This is a genomic window from Cobetia sp. MC34 (assembly GCF_018340035.1).
Lineage (GTDB): Bacteria > Pseudomonadota > Gammaproteobacteria > Pseudomonadales > Halomonadaceae > Cobetia > Cobetia amphilecti.
Window position 1 is genome coordinate 181,145 of record NZ_JADPPY010000004.1, and the last position, 16,143, is coordinate 197,287.

At 63.9% G+C, this 16,143-nt stretch carries 12 protein-coding genes; 8 read left to right on the top strand and 4 right to left on the bottom strand.

Annotation, left to right across the window (positions count from 1 at the left end; all coding sequences use genetic code 11):
* The first annotated feature begins 248 nt into the window (after positions 1-248).
* Positions 249-1,109 carry a PHP domain-containing protein gene (locus IZU87_RS03975; protein WP_131432877.1) on the top strand — a complete coding sequence of 287 codons (861 nt, stop codon included), beginning with the start codon at positions 249-251 and terminating at the stop codon, positions 1,107-1,109.
* A gap of 65 nt (positions 1,110-1,174) precedes the next feature.
* Complete coding sequence (locus tag IZU87_RS03980) at positions 1,175-1,798, top strand: L-threonylcarbamoyladenylate synthase (RefSeq protein WP_054555307.1); 624 nt, start codon at positions 1,175-1,177, stop codon at positions 1,796-1,798.
* 144 nt (positions 1,799-1,942) lie between these two features.
* Here IZU87_RS03980 and IZU87_RS03985 read toward each other — a convergent pair whose 3' ends face one another.
* Positions 1,943-3,001: an ion transporter gene (locus tag IZU87_RS03985; protein ID WP_213113733.1), complete on the bottom strand. Its 1,059-nt coding sequence runs from the start codon at positions 2,999-3,001 to the stop codon at positions 1,943-1,945.
* A gap of 175 nt (positions 3,002-3,176) precedes the next feature.
* A complete protein-coding gene (locus IZU87_RS03990) occupies positions 3,177-4,187 on the bottom strand; it encodes a CYTH domain-containing protein (protein WP_213113734.1) in 1,011 nt (336 codons plus the stop codon).
* 475 nt (positions 4,188-4,662) lie between these two features.
* Between IZU87_RS03990 and IZU87_RS03995 the strand changes: the two genes are divergently transcribed.
* From IZU87_RS03995 to glrR, 6 genes are all read left to right on the top strand, one after another.
* Entirely contained in the window at positions 4,663-5,343 is a 681-nt protein-coding gene (locus tag IZU87_RS03995) for a TIGR00153 family protein (RefSeq protein ID WP_043333713.1), read from the top strand.
* Positions 5,344-5,383: 40 nt separating this feature from the next.
* Positions 5,384-6,667, top strand: a complete 1,284-nt coding sequence (locus tag IZU87_RS04000) for an inorganic phosphate transporter (protein WP_043333714.1) — start codon at positions 5,384-5,386, stop codon at positions 6,665-6,667.
* 181 nt (positions 6,668-6,848) lie between these two features.
* Complete coding sequence (gene argA / locus IZU87_RS04005; RefSeq protein ID WP_213113735.1) at positions 6,849-8,159, top strand: amino-acid N-acetyltransferase; 1,311 nt, start codon at positions 6,849-6,851, stop codon at positions 8,157-8,159.
* A 1,088-nt stretch (positions 8,160-9,247) separates the two neighbouring features.
* Complete coding sequence (locus IZU87_RS04010; RefSeq protein WP_213113736.1) at positions 9,248-10,804, top strand: sensor histidine kinase; 1,557 nt, start codon at positions 9,248-9,250, stop codon at positions 10,802-10,804.
* A gap of 4 nt (positions 10,805-10,808) precedes the next feature.
* Complete coding sequence (locus IZU87_RS04015; protein WP_213113737.1) at positions 10,809-11,375, top strand: hypothetical protein; 567 nt, start codon at positions 10,809-10,811, stop codon at positions 11,373-11,375.
* Positions 11,376-11,495: 120 nt separating this feature from the next.
* Positions 11,496-12,863: a two-component system response regulator GlrR gene (glrR, locus tag IZU87_RS04020; RefSeq protein WP_054555312.1), complete on the top strand. Its 1,368-nt coding sequence runs from the start codon at positions 11,496-11,498 to the stop codon at positions 12,861-12,863.
* 206 nt (positions 12,864-13,069) lie between these two features.
* On the opposite strand, the gene xseA is transcribed toward glrR, so the two are convergent.
* Together xseA and IZU87_RS04030 are read right to left on the bottom strand one after the other, a co-directional pair.
* Entirely contained in the window at positions 13,070-14,437 is a 1,368-nt protein-coding gene (gene xseA / locus IZU87_RS04025; RefSeq protein ID WP_213113738.1) for an exodeoxyribonuclease VII large subunit, read from the bottom strand.
* A 201-nt stretch (positions 14,438-14,638) separates the two neighbouring features.
* Positions 14,639-16,141 carry a tripartite tricarboxylate transporter permease gene (locus IZU87_RS04030; protein WP_107335583.1) on the bottom strand — a complete coding sequence of 501 codons (1,503 nt, stop codon included), beginning with the start codon at positions 16,139-16,141 and terminating at the stop codon, positions 14,639-14,641.
* Positions 16,142-16,143 lie beyond the last annotated feature (2 nt).

A 16,143-nucleotide genomic window follows, 5' to 3' on the forward strand; every position in this document is an offset into this window, starting at 1 on the left:
TTGCTGCCTGCTGACAAAGCCCCTGTGTGTCCGGGCGCGCATCGCAGCCAATACTGCCCGACGTCTGGCCCGCTGGATCGCCTGCATCTCAGGCATCGCGTGGCACAGACGTTCATCCCGAGAGGTTCCCCGTGTCCGACGTCCCGTCCGACTCTTCGCCGATTTCCGCAACCCGCAAGCCGATCGAGTTTCGCCCGCTGCCGGAGCGCTTCGATTCCGATATCGAGGTGCCGGACATCGACCTGCACATGCATTCCACCGCCTCCGATGGCGGCATGGCACCGACAGAGCTGGTGGCGCTGGCCGCGCGGCGCGGTCTGTCACGCATGTCTCTGACCGATCACGACAGCATGGAAGGCATCTTTGAGGCCCAGCAGGCCGCCCGCGCCGAGGGGATCTCGTTGCTGCCCGGCTGTGAGCTGTCGGTCCGCTGGCGCAACCAGACCATCCACATCGTGGCGTTGATGCCCGAGGGCGCCGGCGATGCGCTGAGTGCCGGTCTCAAGCAGCAGCACGAGGCGCGTGAACGCCGCAGCCACGAGATCGCCACGCGCATGGAAAAGCTCGGGCTCGAGAATGCCTTCGAGCGCGCCCGTGAGCAGGCCACGCTGAGTGGCTCAGGCGACCGCCCGCTGTCACGCCCGGATTTCGCCCGCGCGCTGGTCGAGGCCGGGATTGCACGCAACCTGCAGGACGCCTTCAAGCGGCACCTTGGCGCGGGTCAGAAAGGCGACGTCAAGGCGCACTGGCCGGAGATGGAAGAGGCGGTAGGCTGGGTGCGTGCCGATGGCGGTATCGCCGTGATGGCGCACCCGATGCGCTACAAGCTGACGCGCACCAAGCGTGGCGAGCTGCTGCGTGACTTCATTGCCGCCGGTGGCGAAGGCGCGGAACTGGTCAGCGGCTTCCAGAATATCGATCGCGCGCGTGACCTGGCGCGTCAGCTCGATGAGCTGGGCCTCTACGCCTCCGTCGGCAGTGACTTCCACTTCCCCGGCGGCCCGCTGGCGCCCGGCAGCATGAGTCCGCCGCCCCGCACCAAGGTGCCGCCCGTGTGGTGTCATCCACGCATCGCGCCCTTTTTTGCGGCCGACGCTGCCTCCATGTGATATCAAGAGATCACCGTGACGCCAGTCCGCCTGCCGGGCTGGCGCCCAGACGCAAGGAGCACCGCATGGGACAGTTCTTCCAGATTCATCCCGAAAATCCCCAGAAACGCCTCATCGATCAGGCCGTTGCCATCATCCAGCAGGGTGGCGTGATTGCCTATCCGACCGACTCCGGCTACGCGCTGGGTTGCCATCTGGGCGAGAAGAAGGCCATCGAGCGCATCAAGCGCCTGCGTCAGCTGGACGACAAGCACAACTTCACCCTGGTGTGTTCTGACCTCTCGGAAATCGGCACCTACGCCAAGGTCGACAACGCCATCTTCCGTCTGCTCAAGAGTCACACCCCGGGCGCCTATACCTTCATCCTGCAGGCGACTTCCGAGGTGCCGCGCCTGCTGCTGCACCCCAAGCGTCGCTCCATCGGCGTGCGCGTGCCGGACCACGCCATCACCCACGCCCTGCTGGAAACCCATCGCGAACCGCTGATGAGCGTGACGCTGATTCCGCCGGGCGAGGAACTGCCGATGACGGACGCCGAAGAGATTCGCGAGCGCTTCGGACACGCGCTGGATCTGGTCATCGACGGCGGCGCCTGCAGCTTCGAGACCACCAGTGTGGTGGACCTGCGCGAGCTGCCGCCGGTGATCGTGCGCGAAGGGCGCGGCGATATCTCGAGCTTCACGGAGTGATCGCGACAGCGTAGCGCTTCACGGCGCTGACATCGTCTTGCCATACGAAGACGCCCCCGGACCTTGCGGTCGCGGGGGCGTTGTCATTTCTGAGGCGTAGTCATTTCCGAGGCGTTGTCGTGTGCTGAGTGATTCTCGGCTTCGTCAGCTGCGGTCGCGGTCGGGAGGCCCGCTCTCGGGAGGCCCGCTATCGGGAGATTCTGGCTGATCGTCCGATGGCGTCTCTGCGTCAGGCGCAGATTCGGGCTCCGGTTCTGTCTCAGGTTCAGGCTCCGGTTCCGGTTCGCGCGGGTCGCGGGTATCCTCGTCCAGCCAGGTGCCGCAGAACTTGCAGTACTTGGCGTTGCGATCATGGCCTTCACGACCACAGCCCGGGCAGGCTTCGTCGCTGGTCTGCTGCATGCGCAGGCCGTTGAGAACCTCGGCCGAGAATACCCCGGTGGGCACGGCGAGAATCGAGTAGCCGAGAATCATCATCAGCGCCGAGATGAACTGCCCCAGTGGCGTGATGGGCGCGATGTCGCCATAGCCCACCGTCGTCAGCGTCACCACGCCCCAGTAGAGCGCCTTGGGGATGGAGGTGAAGCCGGCCTCGGGCGGCTCGATCAGATAGATCAGGGCGCCGAACACCGTGACGATGCTGAGCACGGTGATGAAGAACAGCAGGATCTTGCGCCGGCTGCGCGTCATGGCCTCGACCAGCATGCGGCCCTCGCCGACGAAGGCCATCAGGCGCAGCACGCGGAACAGACGCAGCACACGCAGTACGCGCACCACCAGCAGGGCCTGGGCGCCCGGTATCAGCAGCGACAGCCAGGTTGGGGCAATCGACAGCAGGTCGAGCACGCCGTAGAAGCCCTTGGCCCAGGTGCCGGGATGCTTCAGGCAGTAGAGGCGGACGGCGTATTCCAGCGTGAAGATGATCGTGAAGCCCCATTCCATGATGCGGAACAGCTCGCCGTATTGCGCATTCAGCGAGGGCACGCTGTCGAGCATCACCACGGCGACACTGGCGAAGATCATCAGGATCAGGCCGATATCGAAGGCCTTGGCCGCCTTGGTATCGGATTCGAAGATCCAGTGGAACAGCCGCGCGCGCAGGCGGCCTGTCGCGGGCTCGTAGTCGCTGGGGTGCGAGGGTGTCGCTGGGGGGCTTTGCGGCGTGCTGCCATATTCATTGGCAGGGCCCTGGCGTTCAGGCATGCAGGCTTCCTTGACGGGCGTGACGACGCCGGATGAATGTCAGGGCGTATCGGGGATGTCTCAGTATGACCTTCAGTGACTGCCCAGCCGCCAGGCGCTAGACCACTGCCCGGCCGTTGTCCATCAGCCAGTGGTCTAGCGCCTGGCGGCTGGGCAGTCAGTGTCGTTTTGAGGTTCAGCCGCGCAGCGTCGCGAGCAGTGACAGGCTGTGCTGGCCGAAGTCGCGAGTCGCCCAGTCCTGTGAGGCGTCGCCGTCGCTGCTTTCCAGCGCCTCGACCAGCGCCACCGCGTGGATATGGCCGGGATGCTGGCTGGCGGCCAGCCGTGATGCGAGGGCCGACAGGGCGGCCAGCGCATGCGCGTGCCACTTGAGGTCGTCTTTCGCCTGGCGGTCGGCGTGCGCATCGAGCGCATCGATGGCGGCGGACAGCAGCGCGCCGGGGTCAGCGGTATCCAGCGTCTTCTCATGCCATTCGCCATCCCGCAGCGCCGCGCCGCGCTTGGCCTTGCTGGCATCCGCCGGGCGCAGTGCCAGGCGGCTGGCCAGTGAATCCGCCAGCTGCCAGAGCACGCCTTCTCTCACCTCGGGGGCGAGTGCTTCGCCGCCGGTCAGCTCGAGCTCGATCTCCTGGATGGCCACTTCGCGACCACTGGCCTTCACCGCGCCCAGGTCCAGCGCCATCTCAACGCCGACGGTGACCTGTTCACCGCTCACATTCTTGTCGCTGCGTGTCGCCTTGACGTCGATCTGCCAGGCATGACGCTCGAAATCGGTGCTGAAGCTGGGCGCGAGCGCACTCAGCAGCTGCTCGCGGGCGCCGTCTTCCAGCGCCTGCAAGGGCGGCAGGCCACGCAGGCCGTCGAGGTCGAGGCCGGTCTGGCCCTCGGGCAGCTCCCACTCCCATTCGCCGCGAGAATGCAGTCCGCCATGGCTCTCGCCGCTGGTCTTGAGCGTCTGGCGCAGGGCGCCCGTGCTGTCGGCATCCTCACCGCTCTGGCGCAGACGCAGCGCCATGCGCGCGCGCTCCAGCGCATGCTCGGGGGTGTCGAAGTAGGTGTTGGCCAGCCAGCGCCGCCTGGGGACGACCGTTGCCAGTTCTGCAATGCTCGCCAGTGTCTCCAGGATGGCATCGCGATCAATGACGGGTTGAGACAGTGCCAGTTTGAGTTCGATTTCCTGCGCCATGATGGGCACTCCCTGTACGGATGAAAGAAGACAGATGCTGACGGATGAGGATGACAGCGGCGCCAGGACCGCAGAGCCTTCGGCAAGCGTGGTGCATGGTGACGAAGGCTCGTGTGTCTCATGCTCGCGCCTGGCCCGCGGCAAGGCAAGCACGGGGAGGGCGGAAGGGCATGCGGGATATCGGCCTGTCGGCAGAATCACACTTATATGACAGCATGATGACATTGAAGTGACAGCAATTGCCTGTCGTCACGTCCTTGGTTATATTAAGAACAGTGGATAAAGCCAGCGACCACGGGTCCTGCCGCTACATGACAATCTCTCTTCTGGAATCCTTCGTGTTCCCCCGAACTGCCGCTGTTGTTGCGTAAATGACAACAGCATGGCGGTATCATGACGTTACGATGAAAGTTATGTGATCGTCACAAAGGCTTTGCTACACTCCGCGCGTCAATCCTTAACGCCGACGGCCACTATGGTAACGACCAACCCTTTCTCTTCGATGTTCGGGCGCTCGCCTTTCAAGGCGCTGCACACCCACATCATCAAGACCGACGAGTGCGCCCAGCACTTGCTGACCTTCTTCGACGCCTGCGAGCAGGGTGATTGGGAGCAGGCAGCCAGCATTCGCAAGACCATCAGCGGGCTGGAGCGTGAAGCGGACGAGTTGAAGACGCAGCTGCGTCTCAACCTGCCCAACTCGCTGTTCCTGCCGGTCTCGCGCTCCGACCTTCTCGAGCTGATCCATGTCCAGGATTCCATCGCGAATGTCACCAAGGACATCGCCGGGATCATGCTGGGTCGTCATATGCAGATACCCACCGCACTGGTGCCCGCCATGCGTGAGTATCTCAAGACTGCGGTCGAATCGGTCTGCCAGGCGCGTCGTGCGTTGGGTGAACTGGAAGACCTCGTCGAGTCCGGTTTCGGGCGCAACATGAGCGAGCTGGTCGACAAGCTGATCAACGAGCTGCATGAGCTCGAGAAGCAGTCCGACGAACAGCAGATCGCCATCCGCCAGACCCTGTTCTCGCTGGAAGCTAGCCTCCCGCCCGTCGATGTGATCTTCCTCTACAAGATCATCGATTGGGTCGGCGATGTGGCTGACCAAGCGGAAAAGGTCGGTACCCGACTGCAGATCCTGATGGCGCGCTGAGCGCCATCAGGACGTCCTGCCATCTGTCCAAGAGTCTTCTATGTCCATCATTGCTCAATACGGCGATGTGCTCGTCATTCTTGCCTGTCTGTTCGGTTTCTTCATGGCATGGGGTGTGGGTGCGAATGACGTCGCCAATGCCATGGGAACCTCGGTAGGTTCCAAGGCGATCACCATCAAGCAGGCGATCATCATCGCCGTGATCTTCGAATTCCTCGGTGCCTGGCTTGCCGGTGGTGAGGTGACTGACACCATCCGCAAGGGCATCATCGACCCGTCACTGCTGATCGAGAATCCACAGTTCCTGGTCTACGGCATGCTGGCCTCGCTGCTGGCCGCCGGTATCTGGCTGCTGATCGCTTCCATGAAGGGCTGGCCGGTCTCGACCACCCACTCCATCGTCGGCGCCATTGTCGGCTTCTCCGCTGCGGGTCTGGGCGTGGATGCCGTCGAATGGACCAAGGTCGGTCAGATCGCGGCCTCCTGGCTGGTCTCGCCGCTGCTGGCGGGCTCCATCGCCTTCGTGCTGTTCAAGTCCGTGCAGACGCTGATCTTCGACAACGAAGACCCGTTCGCGGCCGCCAAGCGCTACGTGCCGATGTACATGTTCCTGGTCGGCTTCATCATCTCGATGGTGACCATGGTCAAGGGCCTCAAGCATGTCGGCCTGCACCTGAGCTTCGAATCCAGCCTGCTGCTGGCCGTCGTCATCGGCGCCATCGTGATGGGTATCGGCGTGCTGATGGAGCGCAAGGTCGCGCGTTCACGCCTCAAGGAGAAGAATCGCGCCACCGGTGACGACTTCGACTTCAGCGGCGTCGAGAAGGTATTCGGCCTGCTGATGATGTTCACCGCCTGTGCGATGGCCTTCGCCCACGGCTCCAACGACGTGGCTAATGCGGTCGGTCCGCTGGCGGCCATCATCAGCGTCGTCGACTCTGCCGGTCAGATCGGCGCCAAGGCGAGCATGCCGTGGTGGGTCCTCGTGCTGGGTGGCGGCGGTATCGTCGTCGGCCTGGTCACCTATGGTCGTCGCGTCATTGCCACTGTCGGCACCGGCATTACCGAGCTGACGCCGTCACGCGGCTTCGCGGCCACGCTGGCCGCCGCCTCGACCGTCGTGCTGGCCTCCGGCACCGGCCTGCCGATCTCCACCACCCACACCCTCGTCGGTGCGGTGCTGGGGGTGGGCCTGGCACGCGGCATGGCAGCGCTCAACCTGCGCGTGATCGGCACCATCGTGATGTCCTGGCTGATCACTCTGCCGGCCGGCGCGATCCTGTCGATCCTGTTCTTCTTCATGTTCAAGGGCATGTTCGGCTAAGCCGACGCATGATCCAGAGCTGAATTGGAAAAACGAGAAAGGCGACCTTCGGGTCGCCTTTCTCGTATCTGACACATGGATGTCAGGGGCACCGCTCGCCGTGCAGGCTGCGGCGCTGATATGATGATTCATGGGCATGCCTGACATGCCATTTTCCCTCTCTCCTGCCCGGAGCTGGCTCTTGAACACGCGTTTCCCCTTCGCGGACTGGTTTCGCAACTCCTCTCCCTATATCAATGCCCATCGCGGCCGCACCTTCGTCATTCTGATCGAGGGCGATGCCCTGTCCTCATCACGACGAACGCAGTTGATACAGGATCTGGCGTTGCTGCATACCCTCGGCGTGAAGCTGGTGGTGGTGTTCGGGGTGCGTCCGCAGGTGGCCGAGGCGTTGCAGGCTGCCGGCATCGAGGCGGACCGCCATCAGGGCCGCTGGGTGGTGACGCGCGAGATTCTCGGCCATCTGGAGCAGCAGGTCGCCACGCTGCGTCTGCGCCTTGAGGCGAGTCTGTCCCAGGGGCTGCCCAATACGCCGCTGCATGGCGTGGAGCTCTCCGCCGTCTCCGGCAATCTGGTGATGGCCAAGCCGCTGGGGGTGCGTCATGGCGTCGACTTCCTGCATGGTGGCGAGGTGCGCCGCGTGCGCAGCGAGGCGATCCAGGGGCTGCTCTCGCAGCAGGCCATCGTCGTGCTGCCGCCGCTGGGCTACTCCAGCACCGGCGAGGTGTTCGATCTGGACGCCGCTGAGGTCGCCGAACACGCCGCCGTGGCGCTGGCCGCTGACAAGCTGATCCTGCTTGGCGAAGGGGAGGGCCTGTTCGGCGAAGACGGCGAGCTGCTGCGTCAGCTCAATCCGGAGGAAGCCGCGGTGATGGCGCCGCCCCGCGATGACGACAGCGAGCTGTCGCGCCACCTGGCCGCTGCCTGTGGCGCCGCACGTCGCGGCGTCGGGCGCACTCACCTGTTGAGCTGGCGCGACCGTGACGCCCTGCTGGGCGAGCTGTTCACCCGTGACGGCATCGGCACCATGATCACGCGTCAGGGCTATGAGCAGCTGCGCAAGGCGCGGCTCGAGGATGTCGGTGGCCTGCTGGCGCTGCTGGGGCCGCTGGAGCAGCGTGGCATCCTGGTGGCCCGCTCGCGGGAGCGTCTCGAACATGAGATCGACGACTATGTGGTGCTGGAACGCGATGGCATGATCATCGGGTGTGCGGCACTGCATCTCAGCCGTGACGCCGCCATGGGCGAGCTGGCCTGCGTGGCCGTGCATGATGACTATCGCCGCGGACAGCGCGGCGAGCAGCTGCTGGCCGAGATCGAGCTGCGCGCGCGTCGCGCCGGCGTCGAGCGTCTGTATGCGCTGACGACCCATACCGTCCACTGGTTCATCGAGCACGGTTTCGTGTCGGCCGGTCTGCAAGACCTGCCGCCCATGCGTCGCGAGGCCTACAACTCGGCGCGCAACTCCAAGGTATTGCTCAAGTCGCTCTAGTCACACCTCGCTTGCCTGCCAGTGTGAATCGCCCAGAGAACACCCGCTGATGACCCCCTGAATGAGGGCTGATCAGCGGGTGTTCTTGCGTAGGTGTCGCAGTTTTCCCCCACCCCTTGCGGGATTGTCTTGCAAAGGAGACGTTTCAAGGTGTTGATTCAAAAGGGAAAAATAGCATGCCCCGTATATGTGTTGGCAAATCGCGACGAATCGGCCAGTAAAACACGACTCTGTGTGCCGTCCTGGGCAACATTGGCATGCCTGTCGTCGTAATATCCATTTCAAGTCATTGTTTTGTAATGTGTTTTCGCGTTTATGGCACGCCTTTGGCAATAGGTACCGTGAGCAAGAGATATGAGGTGCATCACCGGCCCTTTCTCTGGCCTTCCAGCGATGACGGTACTCACTACCCTGTGCGCTCCGTGATCGCTGACAGGCCAAGCGTCTGCTCCACGCGATGTGTGACTTCAGGTTGCGATGAGACAGGTACGGCCCCTGGTGGGCATGGACAGTATCTTGAGGGCAAGGACGCCCGGGCAAGGATGCCCGAAACCGATGCGGTAGCCGGCAAGATTGGCTGCCGTCATCCCCGAATTGACGATCGAGGCGGGCAAGTCGGCAAGCCATCCGACTCGATCATCCACATTGCGATGTGTTGCCCCTTGCTTCACATCCGATAGGGAGCGCGGACGCTGTCCGGCGTGAACGTCAACTGACCTGGAACGACCACCAGGTGACGTTCTTTTCTCCCGGGACTGACAGGCAGACCACCTGTCAGACCCGCCAATCACGTGGTGCCTCTGGTCTCCAGGTACCAGAGGCACCACGTGATGACTGACCCTTCAGTTCCCTGCGTACTTGGGGCCGGCTATGCCGGCCCTCTTTTTTTGTGCGTCTAGCGCTGAATGGCCAACAATTTCATGCGAAACGTTGCCAATGGGGCGGTTTGTCTCGTGGCGGCGTAATGATTTGAATAAGAGTCATATTTATTAACGAACTGGCAACCGCGATGGACGCTGGTGAACTCTGGTATTCTAGGAAGACGTGATTCGATGATGACCACCCCTTTCTTGCATAGAGTTCTTTCCATGGCCTCCACAGTGTCACGACGCTGGCGTCCCCGCTCGCTGCCGCAGCTGGTTCTGATGGCATTTCTGGTGGTGATGCTGCCGATTGGCGTGCTCATGTTTCAAGCAGGGCAGGCGCTGTCGGAGTTGTCGGAACTGGCGGATGTCAGTGCCCGTCAGGCCGTCGACCAGACCCGCCGCGCCCGCACGCTGACCAATCTCGCCGTCGAGATGGAGCGTAGCGCCCGCCAGTACGCCGTGCTGGAAAATCCCGATCTGATGAAGATCTACGCCGACAAGGCCAACAGCTTCCGCACCTTGCTGGATGAGCAGGCGCGCCTGTTGGGCGAGGGCGATCCTCGCGTCAGCGAGTTGAAGGCGACGCTGTCACAGCTCGAGCGCATGCCCGAGATGAGCGTCGACCAGGTCAGTCGCCATCTGGAAGACTTCGGGCCCTTCTCGATCCAGGCCAGCGGCCTGCTCAACTCCACGCGTGAACTCGTCGATGCGCGTATCGAAGGCATCCGCGCCCGCGCCTCCCAGGTCAAGAATCAGCTGTGGTGGCAGACCGCCGCGCTGGTCTCCATCAGTCTGCTGTTGATGCTGTTCTTCACCTGGCTGATCATCCGTCCCATCCGGCAGCTGGAGCGCCGCATCAATGGCCTGGGCAGCGGCACCGACAGCGAGCGACCCATCGTCATCAAGGGGCCGGCGGAGCTGGTGCAGCTGGGCGAGCGCCTCAACTGGCTGTCGACGCGTCTGGATGAGCTCGAGGAGCAGAAGCAGCAGTTCCTGCGTCACATGTCGCATGAGCTCAAGACCCCGCTGGCCAGCATCCGCGAAGGCACCGGCCTGCTGATCGACGAGGTCGCCGGGCCGCTGAGCCCTCACCAGACCGAGATTCTTGGCCTGCTGGATGACTCCAGCAAGGAATTGCAGAAGCTGATCGAGCAACTCCTCGACTACAATCTGCTGCAGCACAATCAGGGCCTCGAACAGAGCCGCTTCGATGTGCATGAAGTGTTCAAGGAAGTGCTGGCGAAACATCGCCTGGCACTGGAAAAGAAGGGCATGCGCGTGCATCTTCCGCCTGCCAGCCTCAGTTGGGAGGCGGACAGGCCGCGTACCGGGCGTATTCTCGACAACCTGATCTCCAATGCCATCGCCTACGGCGAAGACAGTGGCGACCTGTGGTTGAGAGCCCGCAAGGAGCGCCGCAAGCTGATCATCGAAGTCGCCAACAGCGGGGAACCCATCGCCGCCCAGGACCGTGACCACCTGTTCAAGCCCTTCTATCAGGGCGCGGTGAAGCGCAAGGGGCCACTCAAGGGCTCGGGCATCGGTCTCTCGGTCGCCGCTGACAGCGCCCGCGCCCAATTTGGTCAATTGGCGCTGGTGGATGACCCCAAGGCGGATGTCTGCTTCCGGCTGACATTGCCGACACCGAGTCGCTCGCTGACATCAGGGGAAGGCAGTGAGCATGAACCGCAGGCAGACAGGGATGCCGCCGGAGCGGATCAGCAGTCCACACCACATGAAATGGCGTCATTGAACGCCATCAAGCACGCAAGGAACTGAAGTGATGAAGGGTCAACGACTACTGATGCGCCTGGCTGCAGGCGTGTTGCTCAGTACGCTTAGCGCCTGTGGCGCCCTGACCAATATCACCATGCCGGGCAGCGAGCCGGAAGTGGTCAGCCCGAGTGTGCGGGAGAGCTGCTACGGCGCCGGCGACCTGCCGGACTTCACCGGCGAGGACTGCCTGCTGGATGAATGGGTCGCCTTCGCGCTGCAGGCCCAGCGTGGCAACAGCGGCTGGCGTGAAAGCACCCTGTTGCAGCTGGAAGGCAACCGCCACGACCGTCGTCTCGCGCGTGCCATCGTGCTCAGCTGGGGCGATGAATCGGGCTGGGAACTGGCCTCCGACCTCTACAAGGCGGACCTGCCCACCGCCCCGAGCCGCCTGCAGCCGCTGCTTCGTCAGTGGCTCAATGGCCTCGAGGAGCGTCGCGGTCTGATCGCCGAGCGTGACAAGAATGACGGTGCCCGTCGCAAGCTCAGCGCCGAGAACGCCCAGCTGACCAAGAAGCTGGAAGCCTTGACGGCCATCGAAGAATCAATCAATTCGCGCCGCCAGAGCACGCCCTGAACCCTCAGCGGCAGACTCTGGCCACGACCCTGTCACTCAATCCCCGCGATTGCATGACGCAAGACTGTGCGGCCCCGACGTCGATGTCCCAGGCCCTCGGGTGTCGCAAGGAGAGTTAGTGTGAAATACGCACAAGCGCATATTCTGCTCGTCGATGATGATGCGAGCCTGCTCAAGCTGCTCGGCATGCGTCTCGAAAGCCGTGGCTTCAAGGTCACGACGGCCAGCAGTGGCCGCGAGGCGCTCAGCCGTCTCGAAGCCGCACGTCCAGACCTGGTCCTGTCCGACCTGCGCATGGATGAAATGGATGGCATGGCCCTGTTCGGTGAGCTGCAGAAGCGTCAGCCGGGTATGCCCGTCATCCTGCTGACCGCACACGGCTCCATCCCTGATGCCGTCAGTGCCACCCGCCAGGGCGTGTTCAGCTTCCTGACCAAGCCGGTCGACAAGGACGAGCTGTTCGCCGCCATCGATGAGGCGCTGGCCCAGGCGCCGCCCGTAAAGGAGGGTGACGATGCCTGGCGCGCTGGCATCATCACTCGCTCCCCGCAGATGGAGCAGATTCTCGAGCAGGCGCGCATGGTGGCGGCATCCGATGTCAGCGTGCTGGTCACCGGCCCGTCCGGTTCGGGCAAGGAGCTGATGGCCAAGGCCATCCACAACGCCAGCCCGCGCGCCTCGCGTCCCTTCGTCGCCATCAACTGTGGCGCGCTGCCGGAGCAGCTGCTGGAAAGCGAGCTGTTCGGTCACGCCAAGGGCTCGTTCACCGGCGCGGTCAGTGCCCATCAGGGCCTGTTCCAGGCGGCGGACGGCGGCACCCTGTTCCTCGATGAGATCGGCGACATGCCGCTGGCGCTGCAGGTCAAGCTGCTGCGTGCCCTGCAGGAGCGTCAGATTCGCCCGCTGGGCTCCACCACCTCGGTGCCCATCGACGTGCGCATCATCTCCGCCACGCACCGCAATCTCGACAAGGCGATGCATGACGGCGATTTCCGCGAAGACCTCTACTACCGCCTCAACGTGGTCAATCTGAAGCTGCCCGCCCTGCGCGAGCGTGCCGAGGATGTGCCGCTGCTGGCCAAGTATCTGATCAGCCAGGCCGCCGCGCGCCACAAGCCGTTCGTGAAGGGCTTCTCGCCGGAAGCGCTCAACCTGCTGGCCTCCAGTGCCTGGCCGGGCAACGTGCGTCAGCTGGTCAACGTGGTCGAGCAGTGTGTCGCGCTGACCAGCTCCTCGATGATTCCGGAAGCGCTGGTCTCCCAGGCGCTGGCCGCGGAAGAGAACGCCTTGCCGTCCTTCTCCGAGGCGCGTGCCGGTTTCGAGCGCAGCTACCTGATCAAGGTGCTGAAGATCACCGAAGGCAACGTGACCCAGGCGGCGCGTATCGCCGGACGTAACCGCACCGACTTCTACAAGCTGCTGGGACGTCATGACCTGGAGCCGGGCGTGTTCAAGCCGGGCGCCGAGCAGGGTCCGCCTGACTTTTGATCTAACGCGTCCGAAGCCACGCGAAGGGCATGAGGTCAAAAGCGGCCCGGCGCCACGCGAAGGTCGTAAGGCCAAAAGTGGCCCGGTGTGTCGGACGTGAAGCGCCCAAGAAAAAGCCCCGTTACCTGTTCAGGTAGCGGGGCTTTTTTCGTCTTGTTCTCGTCTTGTTCTCGTCTTGTTCTCGTCAGTCCGAGGCAAGACAGGGCTCAGGGGCGCGGCTTGTAGCGGCGTTTGACCTCGACGGCCAGGCGGCCTTCGCCGAGGCGGATCGAGAGCATCTCGCCGGGCTGGGTCTGGTGGGCGGCGCGAATCACCTTGCTGTCGCCGTGTGTCGGCGTCTGGCTGCCGACGCGTTCGACGATGGCGTAGCCACGGTTGAGCACATTGAGCGGGCTGACCGCATTCAGTGCGCGCATCGCGCCTTCCAGGCGCTCACGATCAGCGGCCAGGCGACGTGGCAGGGCGTTGTTGAGGCGCGGGGTCAACATCGCCAGTTGCTGACGATGGCGCTGGATGTCGCGCGCGGGGCTGGCCTGCTGCAGGCGGCGGGTCAGCTGATCGGCCTTCTGCTGCTCACTGGTCATGCGCATGCGCACTGCGGTGTGCAGGCGGCGTTCCAGCTCGCGGGCACGCTGGCGCTGGGTTTCCAGCTCACGGGCCGGATGTCGAAGGCGCGAGCGGGCATGATCCAGCCGCTGCGCCGCCTGGTCGAGGCGGGCACGCTGCGCGCGCCACAGGCGCTGCTTGAGGGCGGTCAGTTGCTGCACCTGGGCGCGTTGGTCCGGGTACAGTGCCTCGGCTGCGGCGGAGGGCGTCGGTGCGCGCAGGTCGGCGGCCAGTTCCGCCAGGGTAGTGTCGGTCTCGTGGCCGATGGCGGCGACCACCGGCAGGCGCGAGTGGAAGATGGCGCGCGCCAGATGCTGGTCATTGAAGGCCCACAGGTCTTCCAGGCTGCCGCCGCCACGCGTGATCAGCAGCGCATCACAGTCGCTGTCGCGATTGGCCATCGCCACCGCGCGAATCAACTGCGGCACCGCCTGTGGCCCCTGCACGGCGACCGGCAGCACGCTCAGATGCGCCTGCGGCCAGCGCTTGCGCGTCACCGCGATCACATCCTGCAGCGCCGCGCCGGTCGCGGAAGTGATCACGCCCAGATGGCGCGGCGGATGGGGCAGGGCGCGCTGATTGGCGAACACGCCCTCGGCCGCCAGTTGTTCTCTCAGGCGTGCCAGTCGCGCCAGCCACTCCCCCAGTCCCGCCTGCTGCAACGCCTCGACTATCAGCTGATAGTCGCCACGCGCCTCGAACAGCGACACCTTGGCGCGTACCCGCACCCGGTCACCATCCTTGGGCTTCTCGCGCAGAAACTGGGCGCGGCTCTTGAACAACGCACAGCGTACCTGGGCGTTGTCATCCTTGAGCGTGAAGTAGCAGTGGCCGGAGCGCGGCTGCGAAAAGCCCGAGATCTCCCCCTCGATCCAGAGCTCCCCCAGGCCTCGCTCCAGCAGGCCCTTGGCCTCACGGTTGAGCTGGGTCACGCTGATGGCGTTGGCGGCAGACGAGGTTTCGAACACGCGACATTCCTTGTGCTGGAGCTGACGGGGAGCTTGAGTGAGGGCGACTATTGTAGTTGTGAAACACTGAAGCTGGTGAAGCACTGAAGCTGGTGAAGAGAACAATACAATGATGCCACAGGCGAGGGCGCTGCCACCAAAAAGCCCCCGCACTCCAGAGGGAGAACGGGGGCTTGGGGATTGCTACAGGGCGTACCTTGATCAGGCCGTCTGTGCCTTGCGCTTGCCGAGGCGTGACAGCAGGAAAGGCCCGAGCAGCAGCAACAGCGAGGCCAGCCACAGGCCCTGCGAGATACCCGATTGCCACAGGATGCTGCTGTCGCCACCGCTGATGGCCAGGGCGCGGCGCAGGTTCTCTTCCATCAGCCCGCCGAGCACGAAGCCCAGCACGATGGTCGCCAGCGAGAAGTTCAGCTTGCGCAGCAGGTAGCCCAGCACGCCGATACCCAGCATCAGATAGATGGCGCCCATGTCGGAATGCAGTTGATAGACCCCGACGAAGGACAGGATGACGATGCCCGGCACCAGCGCCCAGCGCGGGATGGTCAGCACGCGAGCGAAAAAGCCGGCCAGCGGCAGGTTGAGCAGCAACAGCACGATATTACCGATATAGAGTGAAGCGATCAGGCCGCCCGCGACCTTGGGATGCTCGCTGAACATCATCGGGCCGGGCGTGATGTTGTAGAGCATCAGTGCGCCAAGCAATACGGCGGTGGTACCGGAACCCGGGATGCCCAGGGTCAGCATCGGCACGAAGGAGCCCGCTGCGGACGCGTTGTTGGCGGCTTCCGGTGCGGCAAGGCCGCGCATGTCGCCGGTACCGAAGGTGTTGTCCTTGTCGCTGACACGCTTCTCGGTGGTGTAAGAAACAGCACCCGCCACCGAGGCGCCGGTGCCCGGCAGCACGCCGATCAGGAAGCCGAGCAGACCGGAGCGCAGCATGGCGCCTTTGCAGTAGAGAATTTCCTTCATCGTCACGAAGACGCGACCGATGACAGGCAGAGCGCCGGACTTGCCATGCTGCAGGCGGCTTTCCAGCATCAGCAGGATTTCGCTGATCGCGAACATGCCGATGATCAGCACCACGAAATCGATGCCGTCGTAGAGATCGGGGATATCAAAGGTGAAGCGCTGGATACCGGTGCCGGAATCGACGCCGACGGTACCGATCAATACACCGAGGATGGCGCCCAGTGCGGTCTTGACCGGGTCATTGCCCATCATCACCGACATGGAGGCGAAGGCGAACACCATCATGGTGAACAGTTCCGCCGGACCGAACTGCACGGCCACCGTGGCCAGCAGCGGGGCGAATAGGGTCAGACCCAGGATCGCGATACTGGCGCCGACGAAGGAGCTGATCGCCGAGATGCCCAGCGCCGGCCCGGCCAGTCCGCGCTTGGCCAGCGGATAGCCGTCGAGGGTGGTCATCACGGCACCGGCATCGCCCGGCACATTGAGCAGGATGCTCGACATCCGGCCGCCATATTCGGCGCCGGTATAGATACCTGCCAGCAGAATCAGCGCCGATTCCGCCGGCAGACCGAGGGTATAGGCCAGCGGCATCAGAATGGCGATGCCGTTGATGGGGCCGATGCCCGGCAGGGCGCCGAACAAGGTGCCCAGCAGTGCGCCACTGAAGGCCAGGCCAAGGTTGAGTGGCGTCAGTGCGACGCCAAAGCCCTGGATGATGAAATCAAACATGA